An 18,273-nucleotide genomic window follows, 5' to 3' on the forward strand; every position below is an offset into this window, starting at 1 on the left:
CGCCCCAGCGGCCGCCGCCGCACCCGCCTCAGTGCTCGCCGAGCGCCCGGTCCACCGCCGCCGTGATCTCGCCCTGGTCGAAGTGGTTCCGGATCACGATGACCTCGGCGTAGGTGTCGCCGATCGCCTCGACGAACTCCTGGCTGGTGAGGATCACGTTGGCGTCGTCGGACACGTCGCGCACCGAGGCCACGTCGGCCGCGACGACCGATGCCTGCAGGCCGAGGGCGGACAACGCCTTCTCGGCGTTCACCTTCAGGATGCCGCTCGAGCCGATGCCCGCACCGCAGATGGTCACGATCTTCACGCGGACACCCCCATGATCGTGCGGACCTCGTCCGCCGTCGTCGCGTCGGCGATCCGCCCCGTGACGGTCTGGTCGTTGAACAGGTTCGCGATCTCGCCGATGGACTCGAGGTGCGTCCCCACCCCGGCGACCGCGAGCCCCAGGACCACGCGGACCGGGTCGTTGTGCGGGTGGCCGAACGCGACCGGTGTCTCGAGGGTCACGACGGCGAGCCCGTCGCGCAGGACTGCGCCGCCCGGTCGGGCGTGGGCGAACGCCAGGCCCGGGGAGATCACGATGTACGGCCCGTGTTCCTCGACCATGCCGATCATGGCGTCCGTGTACTCGTCGGTCGTGGCCCCGGACGCGACGAGCGCGCCGCCGGCCAGGCGCATCGCGTCACGCCAGGTGGGCGCGGTGGCCCGGAGGAGGACGGCGGCGTCCGGCAGCGGCGGCAGTCCCATGCGTCAGGCCTCCGAGTACCCGGAGGTGATGGTCGCGATGATCTCCTCGCGGTCCTCGAGCGGCAGGAAGGACCCGAGCGCCGCGTTGATCTGGAACGCCGCCAGGTCGTCGAGGTCGTAGCCGAACGTGCCGGCGAGCAGTGCGAGTTCCTTCGACAGCGACGTCCCGCTCATCAGGCGGTTGTCGGTGTTCACCGTGACCCGGAAGCCGAGCTGGTAGAGCAGGTCGAAGGGGTGGTCGGCGAGGTCGTCGCCCCAGGCTGCGATCGCACCGGTCTGCAGGTTGGAGGACGGCGAGACCTCGAGCGGGATCTCGCGGTCGCGGACCCACGAGGCGACCTCGCCGAGGGAGGCCAGCGTCGAGCCGTCACCGGCGTCGGAGAGGGTGACGTCCTCGAAGATCCGGACGCCGTGCCCGAGGCGCAGCGCGCGACCGTCGACGAGCGCGGACCGGATCGAGGCGAGTCCGTCGGCTTCGCCCGCGTGGACGGTGACGGGGAACAGCTCGGATGCGAGGTAGTCGAACGCGGCACGGTGGTTCGACGCCGGGAACCCGGCCTCGGCACCAGCGATGTCGAAGCCGACCACCCCGTTGTCACGGTGCCGGACGGCGAGCTCGGCGATCTCGAGCGAGCGGTCGGCGTGGCGCATCGCGGTGACGAGCTGGCCGACCCGGATGCTGCCGCCGGCGGCGTCGACCGCTTCCTCGATGCCGGCCTGCACGGCCTCGACCGTCTCGTCGAGCGTCAGCCCGCCCTGCAGGTGCTGTTCGGGGGCCCACCGGACCTCGCCGTAGACGACGCCGTCGGCGACCAGGTCCTCGACGAACTCACGGGCGATGCGCGTCAGCTGCGGTGCCGTCTGCATGACCGAGGTGGTGACGTCGAACGTCTTCAGGTACTCGACGAGCGAGCCCGAGTTCGACTGGTCGGCGAACCACTGCCCGAGCTCGGACGGGTCGGTGGTCGGCAGCGTCACGCCCGAAGCAGCAGCCAGCTCGACGATCGTCGCGGGGCGCAGGCCGCCGTCGAGGTGGTCGTGCAGCGAAACCTTCGGCAGGTCGTTGATGACCGCTCCGGCGTCGGGCAGGCGGTAGGTCGGGGCGTCGGCGCTCATGCGACCAGGCTATCGGTGGACACCGACCGCGCGCAGGCACCTGTGCACAACAGACCCCTGCACAGACTGGAGGCTCTCCACACGTGTGCAGAGAGCCTCCAGTCGGTCGGACAGTCGCGTTCAGCCCGCGATGCGCTCCCGCACGATCGGCCCGCGAGCGGCCACGGCTGCGTCGGACGAGCCGATCGACCACGCACCCTCGAGCGACTCGAGCGCGCGCGGGATCCGCGAGGCGTCGTCGGTGTGCAGCGTCCAGAGCGGCTGCCCCTCGGTCACGGTGTCACCGGGCTTGACGTGCAGCTCGATGCCCGCACCGGCCTGCACCGGATCCTGCGCGCGGGCACGACCGGCACCGAGGCGCCAGGCCGAGACGCCGAACGGCAGGGCGTCCTGCTGCGCCAGCACACCGGACGACGGCGCCGTGACGACGTGCTGCTCGCGGGCGACCGGCAGCGCGGCGGAGGGGTCCCCACCCTGTGCGGAGATCATCCGGCGCCAGGTGTCCATCGCCCGGCCGTCGGCCAGCGCCGCGGCGGGATCGGCGTCCGGCATCCCGGCGAGCGTCAGCATCTCCGAGGCCAGTGCGACGGTCAGCTCCACGACGTCGGCCGGACCGCCGCCCTCCAGCACCTCGACCGACTCCCGCACCTCGAGCGCGTTGCCGATCGTCAGCCCGAGCGGGACCTCCATGTCGGTGAGCAGCGCCGAGGTCTTCACCCCGGCGTCGTTCCCGAGGTCGACCATCGTCTGCGCGAGCTCGCGCGACGCTTCGTAGGTCGGCATGAACGCACCGGAGCCGAACTTCACGTCGAGCACGAGCGCACCGGTGCCCTCGGCGATCTTCTTCGACATGATGCTCGACGCGATGAGCGGGATGCACTCGACGGTGCCGGTGATGTCCCGCAGGGCGTACAGCTTCTTGTCGGCCGGTGCCAGGCCGGAGCCGGCGGCGCAGATGACCGCACCGACGTCGGACAGGATCTCCATCATCCGGTCGTTCGACAGCGCCGCCCGCCACCCGGGGATCGACTCGAGCTTGTCGAGCGTCCCGCCCGTGTGACCGAGGCCACGGCCGGACAGCTGCGGCACCGCGACGCCGAACGACGCCACCAGCGGTGCGAGCGGCAGCGTGATCTTGTCGCCGACCCCACCGGTGGAGTGCTTGTCGACGGTCGTCTTGCCGAGCGACCCGAACGACATCCGCTCCCCCGACGCGATCATCGCGAGCGTGAGGTCCTTGACCTCGCGCCGCTCCATCCCGTTCAGGAAGATCGCCATCGCCATCGCGGCCATCTGCGGGTCCTCGACGTAGCCGCGCGTGTACGCGTCGACGAGCCAGTCGACCTCGGCGGTGCTCAGGGCGCCACCGGATCGCTTCGTGCGGATGAGGTCGACGGTGTCGAACGGCTCGACGGCCATGGGGATCAGTGCTCCTGTTGGTAGGTGGCGAGGGTGCGCGGCCCGAACGCGTCGGGCAGGACCTCGTCGATGGTGCGGATGCCCGAGACCGTCTCGAGGAGCATGCCCTCGGTCGAGTGCTCGAACAGCAGCTGGCGGCAGCGGCCGCACGGCATGAGGGTCGCCCCGTCACCGTCGACGCACGTGAACGCGACGAGCTTGCCGCCGCCGGTCATGTGCAGCTGCGACACGAGCGAGCACTCCGCGCAGAGCGTCACCCCGTAGCTCGCGTTCTCGACGTTGCAGCCGGAGACGATCCGGCCGTCGTCGGTGAGCGCCGCGGCGCCCACCGGGAACGACGAGTACGGCGCGTAGGCGCGCCGCATCGCGGCCGTGGCGGCGTCGCGGAGGGCGCCCCAGTCCACGTCGTCGACCGGGAGGCCCGTGGCTGCGTCCGCCCCGTCGGCGGCGGTGTCGCCGCCTCCCGCGCGCAGGGCCGTGGCCGGGTCCGTCCAGGCGATCGCGTCGGTGGACGCGGCCGTGCCGTCGTCCGCAGCGTGCGTGTCGGTCATGTGCCGTGCCTCCTGGCCGTCAGCTCTTGATGTAGGGCTTGCCGGACGCGGCGGGACCGCGCGACTGCCCGACCAGGCCGGCCACCGCGAAGATCGTCACCACGTACGGCAGCATCAGCAGGAACTCGCTCGGCACGGGCGAGTCGATCGCCCCGAGCGTGTTCTGCAGGTTCGACGCGAAGCCGAACAGCAGCGCCGCGAGCGTGGCCTTGATCGGGTCCCAGCGACCGAAGATGACGGCGGCCAGGGCGATGTAGCCGGCGCCGGCCGTCATGTCCTTCGTGAACGGTCCGACCGCGTCGAGCGTGAAGTACGCACCACCGAGGCCGGCGATCGCGCCGGCGAGCGACACGTTCCAGAACCGGGTGCTCGTGACGTTGATGCCCACCGTGTCGGCCGCCTGCGGGTGCTCGCCGACCGCGCGGAGGCGCAGGCCCCAGCGGGTCTTGAACAGGCCGAAGGTGACGACCGCGACGGCCACGTACGCCAGGTAGACGATGACGCTCTGCTCGAAGAACACCGGACCGATGACCGGGATCTGGTGGAGCAGCGGGATCTCGAACTTCGGGAACCGGACGCCGACGTTGAGCGTGGTCTCGTTCGGGGACAGCACCTGCGAGTACAGGAAGCCGGTCAGCCCCGAGATGAGGGCGTTGATGACGACACCGACGATGACCTGGTCGACGAGGTACTTGATGCTGAACGCGGCCAGGATGAACGAGACGAGCACACCGGCGACGAGCGCGCCGACGAGCCCGACCCACGCGGAGCCGGTGAGCGACGCGATGAGCGCCGAGGTGAACGCACCCGCGAGGAACTGACCCTCGATGGCGATGTTCACCACGCCGACCCGCTCGGAGATGACGCCGCCGAGGGCACCGAACACGAGGGGGACGCTCAGCCCGAGTGCTCCGACCAGCAGGCCGGGCAGCGGGATCGTGGCGCCGGCCGCTGCCCACGTCAAGAAGCCGACGACGAAGACGATCGCGAAGACCGACGTGACCCAGAGCGGGACGTGCCGGTAGGCGCGGACCTCGACGAAGGCGTAGACCGTGGCGATCGCCAGGAGCACGACCACGACGTAGCCGGTCGGTGCCGCCGACAGCGGGACGTTCGGCAGCGCGACGAAGTCGCCGGCGTTCGCGAGCCGGAAGGTGGTCGTGCCGGCACGGCTGAGCAGGACGAAGAACACGACCGCGAGCAGCGTGAACACGGCGTACCCGATCGGGAGCTTCCAGCTGCGGGTCGTCTCGACCGGACGGTCGGACAGGGGCGACGCGGGCGCCGCGGTGGGACTGAGGGTGCTCACGCGGCGACCGCCTTCTTGCTGTTCTTGCTCGTCTTCGTGCGCTGGCGGGCTCCCGGCTGCGGGATCCGGAAGATCGCGCGGACGAGCGGCGGCGCCGCGATGAACAGGACGATGAGGGCCTGGATGACACCGACGATGTCGATCGGGATGCCGTTGGCGGCCTGCATGGCGTAGCCACCGTTCTTCAGCACGCCGAACAGGATCGCGGCCCAGAACACGCCCCACGGCTTCGAGCGACCGAGCAGCGCGACGGTGATCGCGTCGAAGCCGATGCCGGCGTCGATGCCCGAGGTGAAGCCCGTCGTGACCGCACCCTGCACCTGGTAGGCACCGGCGATGCCGACGAGGGCACCGGAGATGACCATCACCCAGATCGTCAGTGCCGGCACGCTCATGCCGGCGACGCGGGCGGCGCGGGGGTTCTCACCGATGGTGCGGAACCGGAAGCCGAGCGATGACTTGTTGACGAGCCACCAGACGACGACGACCGCGATGATCGCGACGATGAACCCGAGGTCCACGCCGTACCGCTCGCCGAAGAGCTGCGGCAGGAGCGCGCTGTCCTTCGTGGCCGGGGAGATCGGGTTGCTGCTGCCGGGGGCCTGGAGCAGACCGGGGGTCCGGAGCAGGTAGCTGACCAGGTAGAGCGCGACGTAGTTGAGCATGATCGTGACGACCACCTCGTTCGCACCCGTGCGGGCCTTGAGGACACCGACGATTCCTCCCCAGACCGCACCGCCGACGATGCCGGCGACGATCGTGAGCGGGATGTGGATCGCGGCAGGGCCGTCGAACGAGAACCCGACCCAGCCGGCGGCCGCGGCCCCCATCAGGATCTGGCCCTGGCCGCCGATGTTGAACAGCCCGGCGCGGAAGGACAGCGCGATCCCGAGGCCGGCGACGACGAGCGGCACCGCGTAGTCTATCGACCGGGTGAGCGGGGCGATCGCCTGCTGGAAGCTGGTGGCGCCGAAGTTGACCACCGAGCCCTGGAACAGCGACGAGTAGGCGCCGCCGACCGCGGTGCCGATGGCCTGGAGCATGTCGGCGGGACGGGCGAAGAAGTATCCGGCCGTGGCGCGGACGTTCTCGTCGGTCAGGGCGATGAGGATGCCGCAGGCGACGAGGGCGAGCACGACCGCGAGGACCGTGACGAGCACGGAGCCGTTCAGGATGCTCTGCATCGCGGCGTGCCAGCGGTCGGTGCCGGGGGCGCCGTTGCGGCGCTCGGTGTCGTCCGCCGAGTCCGTCATCAGGTGCGGGGTCTCCGGGGACTCCTGCAGACGGTCGTCGGTGAGCGGGGCGTCTGCCTCGGTGTCGGCGGTGGGCTGCGTGTTGTCTGGGTCCTGCGCGGTCACGCTGCCAGCTCCGTTCCGGTCGTGGATGTGGCTTGGATCTCGCCGGCCGAACCGGTCATGCGGCCAGCTCCGTTCCTTCTGGGATCTCGCCGGCCATCATGAGGCCGAGGACGTCTCGCGGGGTGGTCGCCGGCACGATCCCGACGATGCCGCCGCGGTACATGACGGCGATGCGGTCGGCCAGTGCCACGACCTCGTCGAGCTCGGTGGAGACGACGATGACGGGCACACCGGTGTCGCGGGTGGCGACGATGCGCTTGTGCACGAACTCGATCGACCCGACGTCGATGCCGCGCGTGGGCTGCGCGGCGACGAACAGCCGGAGCTCGCGGCTGAGCTCGCGGGCGAGGACGATCTTCTGCTGGTTGCCGCCGGACAGCCGACCGGCAGCGGTCGCGCGGCCCGGCGTGCGGATGTCGAACTCGGCGATCTTCTCGTCGGCGAAGGCGTCGCGCTCGGCGGCACGGATGGTGCCGGCGCGGACGAACTGGTCGTGGTCGGACCGGTCGAGCATGAGGTTCTCCGCGATGGTGAACTCGCCGACCAGGCCGTCCTCCTTGCGGTCCTCGGGGACGAACCCGACGCCGGCGTCGAGCACCTGCTTGACGCTGCGGCCGGTGAGCTCCTTGCCGTCCAGCGTGATGCGGCCCGCGTGGACCGGCTCGAGACCGAGGATCGCCTCGGTCAGCTCGGTCTGCCCGTTGCCCTGCACCCCGGCGATCGCCAGGACCTCGCCGCGACGGACCGAGAACGACACGTCGTCGACGAGCACGATGCCGGACGGGTCGGTGACGGTGAGGCCCTCGACGACCAGGGCGTCCTCGCCACCGGTCGACGGCGTCTTGTCGACGACGAGGGAGACGGCGCGGCCGACCATCATCGCGGCCAGTTCGTTGTTGGTCGCCGCGGGCGAGGCCTCGCCGACGACCTTGCCGAGCCGGATCACCGTGATGCGGTCGGCGACCTCGCGGACCTCGCGGAGCTTGTGGGTGATGAAGACGATCGCGGTGCCGGCTTCGCGGAGCTGCCGCATGATGCCCATCAGCTCGTCGGTCTCCTGCGGGGTGAGGACGGCCGTCGGCTCGTCGAACACCAGCACTGAGGCGTCGCGGGAGAGCGCCTTGATGATCTCGACGCGCTGCTGGACGCCGACGGGCAGGTCCTCGATCTTGGCGTCGGGGTCGACGTCGAACCCGAAGCGGTCGGAGATCTCCGTGACCCGCTTGCGGGCGCCGGCCAGGTCGAGCCGGCCCCCGAAGGTGGTCTGCTCCTGACCGAGCATGACGTTCTCGGCGACGGTGAAGACGGGGACGAGCATGAAGTGCTGGTGCACCATGCCGATGCCGGCGCGCATGGCGTCACCGGGGCCGTCGAAGTCCTGGACCACGTCGTCGAGCAGGATCTGGCCCTCGTCGGCGTCGTACAGCCCGTAGAGGACGTTCATCAGGGTGGACTTGCCGGCGCCGTTCTCACCCAGGAGGCAGTGGACCTCACCCGGCTCGACGGTGAGCGAGATGTGGTCGTTGGCGACCAGGGCGCCGAACCGCTTGGTGATGCCGCGGAGTTCGAGCTTCATGTTCGGGAGTCTATTTCTGTCTCGCGCGCGCCACGCGGGCGCACGGTCTCGAGTGCGCCACGCGGGCGCACGGTCTCACGTGCACCGCTCGGGCGCACGAGAACGCGGGCGAGGGAAGCCCCTCGCCCGCGTTCGTCGGGTCAGGACTGGGTCTTGACCTTGATCGAGCCGTCGATGATGCCGGCCTTGATGTCGTCCAGTTCGCCCTGCAGGCCCTTGTCGACCTTGGACTCGTAGTCGTGGAACGGCGCGATGCCGACGCCCTCGTTCTCGAGGGTGCCCACGTACGGGGTCTTCGAGAACTTCTTGTCGGCCGCCTGCTCGACGACGTCCTTCACGGCCGGGCGCATGCCCTTCTCGACCGAGGTGAAGGCGATGTCCTTGTAGCGCGGGTCGGCCTCGTAGAGGTCGCTGTCCGCACCGATCAGGACGGAGCCGTTGTCGGCGTCCTTGATGGCCTCGGCAGCCGACTGGTAGATCGGGCCACCGACGGGCAGGATCACGTCGGCGTCCTGGTCGAGGAGCGTCTGTGCGACGGACTTGGCCTGCGTGCCGGCCTCGAAGCCACCGGTGAACGAGCCCTTGCCGGTGTCGACGTTCCAGCCCTTGACCTGGACGTCCTTGTCCTTCTGCTCGTTGTAGTACTTCACGCCGTCCGCGAAGCCGTCCATGAAGATGGTGACGGTCGGGATCTGCATGCCGCCGAAGGTGCCGACGACGCCGGTCTTCGAGTAGGACGCCGCTGCGTAGCCGGCGAGGAACGCGGCCTGCGAGGTGTCGAACGTGATCGGCTTGACGTTCTTCGCGTCGATCGAGCTGTCGTCGATGATCGCGAAGTCGGTGTCGGGGTTCGCGGCGGCCTGCTTCTTCGTGGCGTCGGCGAGGTTGAAGCCGACGGTCACGACGAGGTTGCAGTTCTGGCCGATGAGCTGCTGGATGTTCGAGTCGTAGACGGTGGCGTCCTTCGACTCGGCTTCCTTGTAGGTGGCACCGAGGTCCTTGGCGGCGTCCTTCATGCCCTCGTAGCCGAGCTGGTTGAACGACTTGTCGTCGAAGCCACCGGCGTCGGAGACCATGCAGGGGCGGAAGTCGGTCTTCTTGGCGGTCGTCGTGTCGGACGGCGCCGAGGCGCAGCCTGCGAGGACGGCGGCGGTGCCGAGGAGCGCGAAGCCGCTGAGGACGACGCGTCGGGTACGAGATGTCACGGGTGGGTTCCTCCGGGGAGCGTGCCCGGACCACGTGCGTTCCGGGCGATCGTGGCGACAGTACACGACCGCCCGGCCGGTACAGGACCCGTTCTGAGCACCGGACGGATCAGTTACGGGATCGCGACCGCGCCGAAACGCGCCCGTAACGCGGGGTCACGCTCGGACCCCCAGTTCGAGGGGGTTGTCGGTGGAGCGCTACAGGACGTCGCCGAAGCGGCGGATCCCTGGAGGTCACAGCTCGTCGGCGTCACCAGGGAAACACAGCGAGATGGCTTCGACGGTGTAGTCGCCGGGGAACGCGTAGAGGTTGATCGAGTCGATCGAGCCACCTCCGCGGCCGACGATCGCAGGTCCATCGGGGTCAGCCCAGCGCTCGACCTTCATTCCCTGGGACTTCCAGCGGGCGAGCGTCGCCTTCGCGTCAGATTCCGGGTCCTGCGAGTCGCCCCTTGAAGTCCGGCCGGTGAGGTACACCCAGTGGGCGCCCTGCGTCCCGTCAGGCAGCTCACAGTGCTCAGGAGCGTCAGGGCCGGTGCGAGGCTTCCACACGCCGCCCAGATGCTTCGTGACGTCGTCGATGGCATCGATCATCTGCTGCTTCGCGGTGTCAGCGTCGATTGGAGGCTCCGTCGGAGGTGGCGCACTCACGTCCGGCTCGCGCAGAACGCACCCGGCGAGCGTTATCGCCACGGCGCCCAGGACGAACGCGACGGCGGAGGAGTTGCACCGGCGGCCCTGACCGAGCATCACAGACGGTCCGCGTCGCCCGGGAAACACAGCGAGACGGCTTGGACCGTGGAGTTCCCCGAGTAGGCGTAGACGCTGATGGACAAAACATTGCCTCCTCCACTCCTGAGTACCGCGCGTCCATCACTCGAGTCGCGCTGGACGATGCCCGTGCCCGGCGCCTCCCAGTGCTGCACCATTCCAGCAGCGTCGGTCTCGGGACTCCCTGTCCGCGCGCTGCCCGTCAGGTATCGCAGGTGGGCGCCCGGCTCACCGCCCGGAAGTGTGCAGCCTTCCGGCGCGTCCGGTCCCGTACGGGCTTCCCAGTCATCCCCGAGACGGTCGCGCGGGCGGATGTGCCCGTCGCAGGGCCCGGGAGACGGCCCTGCGTCACAGCTCGTCGGCGTCGCCCGGGAAGCAGAGCGAGAGGGCTTGCACGGTGTAGTTGCCCGGGTAAGCGTACAGACTGATCGATTCCACCGAGCCTCCGCCACGACCGACGATCGCCGGGCGGTCTCCCTTGCCCCAGCGTTCGATCGTCATCCCTTGTGCTTCCCAGCGATCAGCCGTCTCCGCGGCGTCATTTTGCGGGTCGCCGCCGTCCGCCCGGCCAGTGAGGTACACCCAGTGCGCACCGTCCTCACCGTCCGGCAGCTGACATCTCTCGGCGTAATCCGGCCCGGTCCGGGGCTTCCACTCACCGCCCAGGCGCCCGGTGACTTCGTCGACGGCGTCGATCATCTGCTGCTTCGCGGTCTCAGGGTTCACGGACGGCTTCCTCTCCTCGGGGTGCCGGGCGCACCCAGCGAGCACGGTCACCAGCGCCACGAGCGCCATCGCGCTCGCAGCCACGCGTCCGACGGGCGTTACGACGGTCATCGTTCTCCTCATTGCTTGCGCACGGTCACCGTGATCCTGGCGGGGTGAGCTCGTCGTCCAAACCGATCGTCGCTCGCCCGACGTTGTAGATCGTCTCCGTGTCACGGTCGAGGTACCCCTTGAGGTCACTGTTCAACGGGTCGTGGTGCAAGACCGGTTTCAGCTTCCTGCCGTCAGCCGCCGTCGTGCCGTTGGCACCGAACACGGTTGCCCCGAAGTCCCCGGACGTTGGGTCGACATGATGCGCAACGCTGTGGTCTCGTCCGAAGACAGCCCACTCGTCACCCTGACCGGCCTGCCCCACTGGTGCGTCCTTCGCCTGTGCCGCGTACACGTGTCCGGCGTGCAGTTCGTCTGCTGAATCGACAGTGTCCGGCAGCCCCGCTGAACCGAGCGCCACGAACCGATCGACGTGAACGCCTCGTTGCGACAACGCGACGGCCGTCGTGGTCGTGCCGTACGAGTGCGCGACGACATTCGTCTCCGGCATCCGCTCTGTGCGCACGGCCCCCAATCCACGGATTGACTCGGCAAGCTGCCCTCCGCCCCGCTTCGCCTTCCCCATGAAGAGAACTTCTGCGGGCGTCGGCGTGTCGTACCCGATCCAGGAGACGACTGCGTGGGTCCCGGAGAACCCGCCATCGACAGCAGCTCGCCCCTGCTCGTCGTAGATGTTCTGCGCCGCCATCGTCCACGAACTCATGTCCGCGGTCGTCGTGTCCATCCCCGGAACGGCCCACGTCACGGAGTCAGCCGTGTCGAGGTCACCGATCGAAACGGCCGCCAGCGGGGGCTGGTCGTCGGTGAGCGAGATGAGGTACCGCTCCCCCTCCGCCCCCTTCTTCGCCATCGTCGCGTTGATGTTGCGCAGGGACTTCAGCTCGGTCTTCAGCGCCGCGATCCGCTGTGCCGCCGCGCGTGCGGCACCCTCGTCGCCCGTGGACGCCACGGACGCCAGAAGACTCTCGATCTCGAGCTCGACGTCGCCCAACCGCTGGTTCAAAACCACGACGTTTGCCGTGCTCCGAGCCCAGTACGGGATGCCCTCCAGGTTGCCGAGCTCGGACAGCACCGACGTCGGCAGCGCTCGAAGCGCATCGGCGTCGGCCGTGGTCAGACCGAGCGCCGCCCACTTCGCTGCGACCTGCGTCGGCGTCAGTCCGGGCGCCAGCAGACCCTGCACCGCGGGCGCTGCCCGGCCCATGGCAGCGATGTCGAGCACGGCGTCGGCGAGCGCGCCGCCGCCTGCATCCTCGAACGCCTTGGCGGTCTTGGCGATCCAGGACCGGTCCTCGTCGTTCTCCGCGACGTACCGGTCGAACCCAGCCGGCATGCTGCCGCGGTCGACCTGCACCCATGCGCACGAGGACCGGAACGACGACCAGGCCGAACGCACTCGCGCCGCCTCAGCCGAGGCCGCGGTGTCGAGCCCTGCCACCGTCGAGACGAACGCGCGCAGTGCCGTCGGGTCGGCGGAGCTCTTCCCCCGGCTCGCACCCGCTCCGTACCGAGCACGTTCACGGCCGCGGAACTCGGCGTCCACGGTTGGTCGAGTGAGCGGCTCGTTCGAGGGCTCCCGGTCGACCAACGTCCCCCAGAGATCGACCGCCGCTCCCGAGAACGGTCCGGCGAGCGCGTCCGCGGCCGACCGCTGACGCTCGGATTCTCGGACCTTCCAGGCGGCGTGCGCGCGGACGCGCTCACGCTCCTGCTCGGCGCGTTGGGCGGCTCGGTCGACGCCGGACGCGAGATCGGTCAGCACCCCGACGAGCTTGCCTCGGTCCTCCGCCTCGATGACGACGGCGTCAGGGAACCGGTCGGCGTACGAGCCAGCGAAGTCCGCGAGTGCCGACTCCGCCGCTCCGGACCGGATCCCACCCTGCCCACGCAGCGTCGCGGCTGCTCCCCGAACCGCCTTGGCCAGTGCCGACGCGTCCCCCGCGTCGAACTCGATGTCCGCCATCGCCCCCGAGTCCTCCCCGTGTCGCTCCCCCAGCGACCCTACACCTGAAACATCACCGGACGAACGACCGGTGCGACGTCGTCAGAGGACGTCGCCGCGGCCGCTGATCTTGAGCGCATCCACGACACCCTTGACCCGCTGCGCGTTCGCGCTGGTGGTCACGAGGAGCGCGTCGGGGGTGTCCACGACGACGATGTCCTCGACCCCGATGAGCGAGATGAGCCGCTGGCTGTGCGAGATCACGATGCCGCTCGACGAGTCGGCCAGGATCCGGGCGCCGTCACCGAGCACGGCGAGGTTGTTCGGGCGACCACCGGACTGCAGCTTGGCGAGCGAGGCGAAGTCGCCGACGTCGTCCCAGTCGAAGTCACCGGGGACGACCGCCATGCGGCTGGCCGCGGCGGCCGGCTCGGCGACGGTGTAGTCGATCGCGATCTTCTCGAGCGTGGGCCACACCGCGTCGACGACCGCCCCGCGGGCCGAGGTGTCCCAGGCGTCCGCGAGCTCGTTGATGCCGGCCAGCAGTGTCGGGTTGTTCCGGCCGATCTCCTCGAGCAGCACGTCGGCGCGGGCGATGAACATGCCCGCGTTCCACAGGTACGTGCCCTGCTCGACGTAGGAGCGCGCGGTGTCCAGGTCGGGCTTCTCGACGAACGACCGGACGGCGTGCGCGGTCGGTGCGCCCTCGATGTCCAGGGTGTCGCCGTGCGCGTGGATGTACCCGAAGCCGATCGCGGGCTCGGTCGGCGTGATGCCGATGGTGGTGATGTACCCGGCACGGGCGACGGCGACGGCCTCGCGCACGGAACGGCGGAAGCCGCGGGCGTCACCGATGACGTGGTCGGCGGCGAAGGAGCCGATGACGACGTCGGGTTCGCGGCGCACGAGGATCGCCGCGGCGAGGCCGATGGCCGCCGTGGAGTCCTTCGGCTCGCTCTCGAGCACCACGTTGTGGTCCTCGACCCCGGGCAGCTGCGACTCGACGGCGACGCGGTGCGCCCGTCCGGTCACGACCATGATCCGCTGCTCGCCCGCGAGCGGGGCGAGCCGGTCCCAGGTCTGCCGGAGCAGCGAGGTGCCGGACCCGGTCAGGTCGTGCAGGAACTTGGGTGCGTCGGCGCGCGACAGCGGCCACAGGCGCGATCCGATGCCCCCTGCGGGGATGATCGCGTAGAAGTCTTCGAGAGCGTCAGCCACGCGCTCACCGTACCGGTCCTGCCGTGCGGATCCTGGGTGGTCTCCGCACGATTCCCGCATGCGGGCTCCCGCACGTCGTTGTTCACCCGTCGCCTCCGCCCCGTTCACGTCGTCGGCCCCGCGGGGTCACGTGGCGCCCGGAGCATGGGCAGCACCATGAGCGCACGCAGCGTGGAGCGCGGCACGTCCCCCCGGACCGTCGCCGTCGTGACCGAGAGCTTCCTGCCCACCCTCAACGGCGTGACCACCAGCGTCCTGGCGGTCCTCGACCACCTGGAACGCCGTGGCCACCGCGCGGTCGTGATCGCACCGGACACCCCGGGGCTCGCGCAGTTCCGGTCCCGCAGCAGTGTCGAGCGCTACCGCTCCTTCGACGTGCACCGGATCCCCGCCGTCGCGTACCGGCAGTTCCCCGTCGCACTCCCCCACCCCGTCCTCGACACGATCCTCGCCGCCTCCGGCGCCGACGTGCTCCACGCCGCGAGTCCGTTCCTGTTGGGTGGACGCGCGATCACGGCAGCCGGGAGGCTCGGCATCCCCTCCGTCGCCGTCTTCCAGACCGACGTGGCCGGTTTCGCCCGCCGCAACGGCTTGACGGCGACCGTCCCGTTGGTCCGCAGGATCCTCGGCCGCATCCACGCCGGCGCCTCGCTGACGCTCGCACCGTCGAGCGCGACCGCCGCGATGCTCGCCGAGGACGGGGTCCCCCGCGTCGCCCGCTGGGGGCGCGGGGTCGACACCGAGCTCTTCCACCCGGCCCGACGGGAGTCCGCCCACGTCCGGGCGCTCCGGCGCCGGATCGCCCCGCACGGCGAGACGATCGTCGGCTACGTCGGGCGGCTGGCGCCGGAGAAGGAGGTCGAACGGCTCGCCGAGCTCGGCGGGATCCCCGGCATCCGCGTCGTCGTGGCCGGCGGCGGGCCGTCCCGGGCGCTGCTCGAGCGACGCCTGCGGCACCTCGACGTCACCTTCACCGGACCGTTGCGCGGCGACGCCCTCGCCGACGCGTACGCCTCGCTCGACCTCTTCGTGCACACCGGTCCGGCCGAGACCTTCGGGCAGACCCTCCAGGAAGCGCACGCCTCGGGGCTGCCGGTGATCGCGCCGGCGTCGGGTGGTCCGCTCGACCTCGTCGCCCCCGGACTCGACGGCGAGCTCTACGACACCGACGCACCGCAGGCTCTGCGACAGGCGGTCCTGCGGCTCCACCACGACCGCGCACTCGCGGAACGGATGGGATCGGCGGGCCGTCTCCGGGTCGAGGGCACCACGTGGGAGGCCGTCGGCGACCAGCTCCTGGGGCACCACGACACGGCCAGGAACATCGGCGCGCCGCCCGTGGGTCGGGGCCTGCGGGCCGGTCGGGACGAGAAGGTCAGCACCCGCGCATAGGATGGGACGTGTTCCACACGAACACGAACGGCAAGGGCTCGCCGATCGGGCGAGCCCGTCCTATGGAAGGACGAGCTCATGGCTGAGCCCACCGGCGGCGGTACGGCGACCGCCGTCCCCGAAGTCACGATCGAGGCGCCCCGCGCCTCTCGGAAACTCGAGGGCACGCTGTACCGCGGGTCGACCGGCATGTGGTCGTGGGTCCTGCACCGGATCACCGGTGTCGCGATCTACTTCTTCCTGCTCGTGCACATCCTCGACACGGCTCTCGTGCGCCTCTCACCCGAGGCGTACAACGCGGTCATCGGCACGTACAAGACCCCGATCATGAACATCGGCGAGATCGCCCTGGTGATGGCCATCGTGTTCCACGCGTTCAACGGGCTCCGGATCATCCTCGTCGACTTCTGGTCCAAGGGGCCGAAGTACCAGCGGTCCATGTTCTGGGTCGTCATCGTCCTGTGGGCGATCGCGATCGCGGGCTTCCTGCCCCGCCAGCTCATGAACCTCTTCGCGGACTTCAACTAGAGGGGCACCTGATGACCACGCAGATCGTCGAACCTCCCCGTTCCGCCGCGGCCGCCCGCCGCTCCACCAACTGGGAGAAGTGGGGCTGGATCTACATGCGCGGCTCGGGCGTCCTGCTCGTCGTGCTGATCTTCGGCCACCTCTTCGTCAACATGGTGGCGGGCGAGGGTGTCAAGCAGATCGACTTCGCCTTCGTCGCCGGCAAGTGGGCGAACCCGTTCTGGCAGGTGTGGGACTCCCTCATGCTCGTCCTGGCCCTGATCCACGGCTCGAACGGCATGCGCACGATCGTCAACGACTACGTGTCGAAGCCGGGCATCCGGAAGACGCTCCTCGCCGCGATCCTCATCGCGTGCGTCGTGCTGATCGTCCTCGGCCTGCTCGTCTGCTGGACGTTCGACCCGTGCCCCGCCGGCGCAGCCGCCGCGGACCTGCCCTCCTTCTGCCCGGCGCAGTAGCACCATCCCCGCTGCCGACCGCCTTCCCACCGTCTACGGAAAGACCCCTGTGACCGAGACCACCGTGCACCACCACCAGTTCGACATCGTCATCATCGGCGCAGGAGGCGCGGGCATGCGTGCCGCGATCGAGGCCGGCCCGAAGGCGAAGACGGCCGTCATCTCGAAGCTCTACCCGACCCGCTCGCACACCGGTGCGGCGCAGGGCGGGATGGCCGCGGCCCTCGCGAACGTCGAAGAGGACTCGTGGGAGTGGCACACCTTCGACACGATCAAGGGCGGCGACTACCTGGTCGACCAGGACGCCGCCGAGATCCTGGCGAAGGAAGCCATCGACGCCGTCATCGACCTCGAGAACATGGGCCTGCCGTTCAACCGCACGCCCGAGGGCAAGATCGACCAGCGTCGCTTCGGCGGCCACACCCGCGACCACGGCAAGGCACCGGTCCGTCGCGCCTGCTACGCGGCTGACCGCACGGGTCACATGATCCTGCAGACGCTGTTCCAGAACTGCGTCAAGCTCGGCGTCGAGTTCTACAACGAGTTCTACGCGCTCGACCTCATCATGGTCGACGTCGTGGGCGAAGACGGCGTCACGCGCAAGCAGCCGGCCGGCGTCGTCGCGTTCGAGCTCGCCACGGGTGAGCTGCACGTGTTCCACGCCAAGGCGATGATCTTCGCGACCGGCGGCTTCGGCAAGATGTACAAGACGACCTCGAACGCGCACACCCTGACCGGCGACGGCGTCGGCATCGTGTGGCGCACGGGCCTGCCGCTCGAGGACATGGAGTTCTTCCAGTTCCACCCGACCGGCCTCGCCGGCCTCGGCATCCTGCTGACCGAGGGCGCTCGTGGCGAGGGTGCGATCCTGCGCAACGCCTCCGGTGAACGCTTCATGGAGCGCTACGCCCCCACCATCAAAGACCTCGCCCCACGCGACATCGTCGCCCGGTGCATGGTGCAAGAGGTGGCAGAGGGCCGCGGTGCCGGCCCGAACAAGGACTACGTCCTGCTCGACTGCACGCACCTCGGTGCCGAGGTCCTCGAGACCAAGCTCCCGGACATCACGGAGTTCGCCCGCACCTACCTCGGCGTCGACCCCGTCGTCGAGCCGGTGCCGGTGATGCCGACCGCGCACTACGCGATGGGCGGCATCCCGACGAACACCGACGCGCAGGTGCTCTACGACAACACCACCGTCGTCCCCGGCCTCTACGCCGCCGGCGAGTGCGCCTGCGTCTCGGTGCACGGCTCGAACCGTCTCGGCACGAACTCACTCCTCGACATCAACGTCTTCGGCAAGCGCTCGGGCAACAACGCCGCCGAGTGGGTCAAGACCGCCGAGTTCCTCCCGCTGCCCGAAGACCCCGCTGCCGGCGTCCGGGCGATGCTCGACCAGCTGCGCGCCTCGACCGGCACCGAGCGCATCGCCGTCCTGCGCAAGGAGCTGCAGGACGAGATGGACAAGAACGCCCAGGTGTTCCGCACCGACGAGTCCCTCGCCCGCGTCACCGAGACCATCCACACGCTCCGGAACCGCTTCATGCAGGTCTCGGTGCAGGACAAGGGCAAGCGGTTCAACACCGACCTGCTCGAGGCCGTCGAGCTCGGGTTCCTGCTCGACCTGGCCGAGGTGGTCGTCTACTCGGCCCGCAACCGCAAGGAGAGCCGCGGCGGCCACATGCGCGACGACTACCCGAAGCGCGACGACGAGAACTACATGCAGCACACGATGGCGTACCTGACGGGCGACCCGCACTCGTCACTCGCCGACGACCACATCACGCTGGACTGGAAGCCGGTCGTCGTGACCCGGTACCAGCCGATGGAGAGGAAGTACTGA

The 18,273-nt window shown here is 69.8% G+C and carries 17 protein-coding genes; 4 read left to right on the top strand and 13 right to left on the bottom strand.

The window, feature by feature from the left end; translation table 11 throughout:
• Nucleotides 1–28: 28 nt before the first annotated feature.
• The 13 genes from EDF40_RS04750 to EDF40_RS04815 form a co-directional block, all read right to left on the bottom strand.
• Entirely contained in the window at nt 29–307 is a 279-nt protein-coding gene (locus EDF40_RS04750; protein WP_123292189.1) for a PTS sugar transporter subunit IIB, read from the bottom strand.
• The gene (locus EDF40_RS04755) at nt 304–750 is read right to left on the bottom strand and encodes a PTS sugar transporter subunit IIA (RefSeq protein WP_123338929.1); all 447 of its coding nucleotides are present in this window, start codon (nt 748–750) and stop codon (nt 304–306) included. Before EDF40_RS04755 ends, EDF40_RS04750 begins: the two co-directional genes overlap by 4 nt.
• A 3-nt stretch (nt 751–753) precedes the next feature.
• Nucleotides 754–1,866, bottom strand: coding sequence for an adenosine deaminase (locus tag EDF40_RS04760; RefSeq protein WP_123338928.1), 1,113 nt, complete (start codon nt 1,864–1,866; stop codon nt 754–756).
• Nucleotides 1,867–1,986: 120 nt separating this feature from the next.
• Entirely contained in the window at nt 1,987–3,285 is a 1,299-nt protein-coding gene (locus tag EDF40_RS04765; protein WP_123338927.1) for a thymidine phosphorylase, read from the bottom strand.
• A gap of 5 nt (nt 3,286–3,290) precedes the next feature.
• Nucleotides 3,291–3,689 (bottom strand): cytidine deaminase, encoded by a 399-nt coding sequence (locus EDF40_RS04770; protein WP_123339066.1) that lies wholly within the window; start codon nt 3,687–3,689, stop codon nt 3,291–3,293.
• A gap of 166 nt (nt 3,690–3,855) precedes the next feature.
• The gene (locus tag EDF40_RS04775) at nt 3,856–5,145 is read right to left on the bottom strand and encodes an ABC transporter permease (protein WP_123338926.1); all 1,290 of its coding nucleotides are present in this window, start codon (nt 5,143–5,145) and stop codon (nt 3,856–3,858) included.
• Nucleotides 5,142–6,503, bottom strand: coding sequence for an ABC transporter permease (locus EDF40_RS04780; protein WP_185002773.1), 1,362 nt, complete (start codon nt 6,501–6,503; stop codon nt 5,142–5,144). The genes EDF40_RS04775 and EDF40_RS04780 overlap by 4 nt, the downstream gene beginning before the upstream one ends.
• A gap of 55 nt (nt 6,504–6,558) precedes the next feature.
• On the bottom strand, nt 6,559–8,079 hold the full coding sequence (locus tag EDF40_RS04785) for an ABC transporter ATP-binding protein (RefSeq protein WP_123338925.1): 1,521 nt from the start codon (nt 8,077–8,079) through the stop codon (nt 6,559–6,561).
• 140 nt (nt 8,080–8,219) lie between these two features.
• Entirely contained in the window at nt 8,220–9,284 is a 1,065-nt protein-coding gene (locus tag EDF40_RS04790; protein ID WP_123292183.1) for a BMP family protein, read from the bottom strand.
• A 234-nt stretch (nt 9,285–9,518) separates the two neighbouring features.
• Nucleotides 9,519–9,878 carry a hypothetical protein gene (locus EDF40_RS04795; protein WP_148053796.1) on the bottom strand — a complete coding sequence of 120 codons (360 nt, stop codon included), beginning with the start codon at nt 9,876–9,878 and terminating at the stop codon, nt 9,519–9,521.
• A 525-nt stretch (nt 9,879–10,403) separates the two neighbouring features.
• Nucleotides 10,404–10,781, bottom strand: a complete 378-nt coding sequence (locus EDF40_RS04805) for a hypothetical protein (protein WP_148053795.1) — start codon at nt 10,779–10,781, stop codon at nt 10,404–10,406.
• 136 nt (nt 10,782–10,917) lie between these two features.
• Complete coding sequence (locus EDF40_RS04810) at nt 10,918–12,855, bottom strand: alpha/beta hydrolase (protein WP_123338921.1); 1,938 nt, start codon at nt 12,853–12,855, stop codon at nt 10,918–10,920.
• A gap of 81 nt (nt 12,856–12,936) precedes the next feature.
• Complete coding sequence (locus tag EDF40_RS04815; RefSeq protein ID WP_123338920.1) at nt 12,937–14,052, bottom strand: mannose-1-phosphate guanylyltransferase; 1,116 nt, start codon at nt 14,050–14,052, stop codon at nt 12,937–12,939.
• Between the two features lie 156 nt (nt 14,053–14,208).
• On the opposite strand from EDF40_RS04815, the gene EDF40_RS04820 reads away from it, so the two are divergent.
• The 4 genes from EDF40_RS04820 to sdhA all read left to right on the top strand — a co-directional run bounded on the left by EDF40_RS04820 (nt 14,209) and on the right by sdhA (nt 18,273).
• On the top strand, nt 14,209–15,444 hold the full coding sequence (locus tag EDF40_RS04820; protein ID WP_235035928.1) for a glycosyltransferase family 1 protein: 1,236 nt from the start codon (nt 14,209–14,211) through the stop codon (nt 15,442–15,444).
• 78 nt (nt 15,445–15,522) lie between these two features.
• Complete coding sequence (gene sdhC, locus EDF40_RS04825; RefSeq protein WP_123338918.1) at nt 15,523–15,972, top strand: succinate dehydrogenase, cytochrome b556 subunit; 450 nt, start codon at nt 15,523–15,525, stop codon at nt 15,970–15,972.
• A gap of 11 nt (nt 15,973–15,983) precedes the next feature.
• Nucleotides 15,984–16,430, top strand: a complete 447-nt coding sequence (gene sdhD, locus EDF40_RS04830) for a succinate dehydrogenase, hydrophobic membrane anchor protein (RefSeq protein ID WP_123338917.1) — start codon at nt 15,984–15,986, stop codon at nt 16,428–16,430.
• A 49-nt stretch (nt 16,431–16,479) separates the two neighbouring features.
• Nucleotides 16,480–18,273, top strand: coding sequence for a succinate dehydrogenase flavoprotein subunit (gene sdhA / locus EDF40_RS04835; RefSeq protein ID WP_123338916.1), 1,794 nt, complete (start codon nt 16,480–16,482; stop codon nt 18,271–18,273).

Source organism: Curtobacterium sp. PhB170, assembly GCF_003752345.1.
GTDB lineage: Bacteria > Actinomycetota > Actinomycetes > Actinomycetales > Microbacteriaceae > Curtobacterium.

Excerpts from the sequence above, each read along its gene's own strand:
- EDF40_RS04765 (WP_123338927.1), bottom strand. The coding sequence starts at position 3,285 with ATGGCCGTCGAGCCGTTCGACACCGTCGACCTCATCCGCACGAAGCGA.
- EDF40_RS04820 (WP_235035928.1), top strand. The coding sequence starts at position 14,209 with ATGAGCGCACGCAGCGTGGAGCGCGGCACGTCCCCCCGGACCGTCGCC.
- EDF40_RS04760 (WP_123338928.1), bottom strand. The coding sequence starts at position 1,866 with ATGAGCGCCGACGCCCCGACCTACCGCCTGCCCGACGCCGGAGCGGTC.
- EDF40_RS04795 (WP_148053796.1), bottom strand. The coding sequence starts at position 9,878 with ATGATCGATGCCATCGACGACGTCACGAAGCATCTGGGCGGCGTGTGG.
- sdhD (WP_123338917.1), top strand. The coding sequence starts at position 15,984 with ATGACCACGCAGATCGTCGAACCTCCCCGTTCCGCCGCGGCCGCCCGC.
- sdhC (WP_123338918.1), top strand. The coding sequence starts at position 15,523 with ATGGCTGAGCCCACCGGCGGCGGTACGGCGACCGCCGTCCCCGAAGTC.
- EDF40_RS04810 (WP_123338921.1), bottom strand. The coding sequence starts at position 12,855 with ATGGCGGACATCGAGTTCGACGCGGGGGACGCGTCGGCACTGGCCAAG.
- EDF40_RS04785 (WP_123338925.1), bottom strand. The coding sequence starts at position 8,079 with ATGAAGCTCGAACTCCGCGGCATCACCAAGCGGTTCGGCGCCCTGGTC.
- EDF40_RS04755 (WP_123338929.1), bottom strand. The coding sequence starts at position 750 with ATGGGACTGCCGCCGCTGCCGGACGCCGCCGTCCTCCTCCGGGCCACC.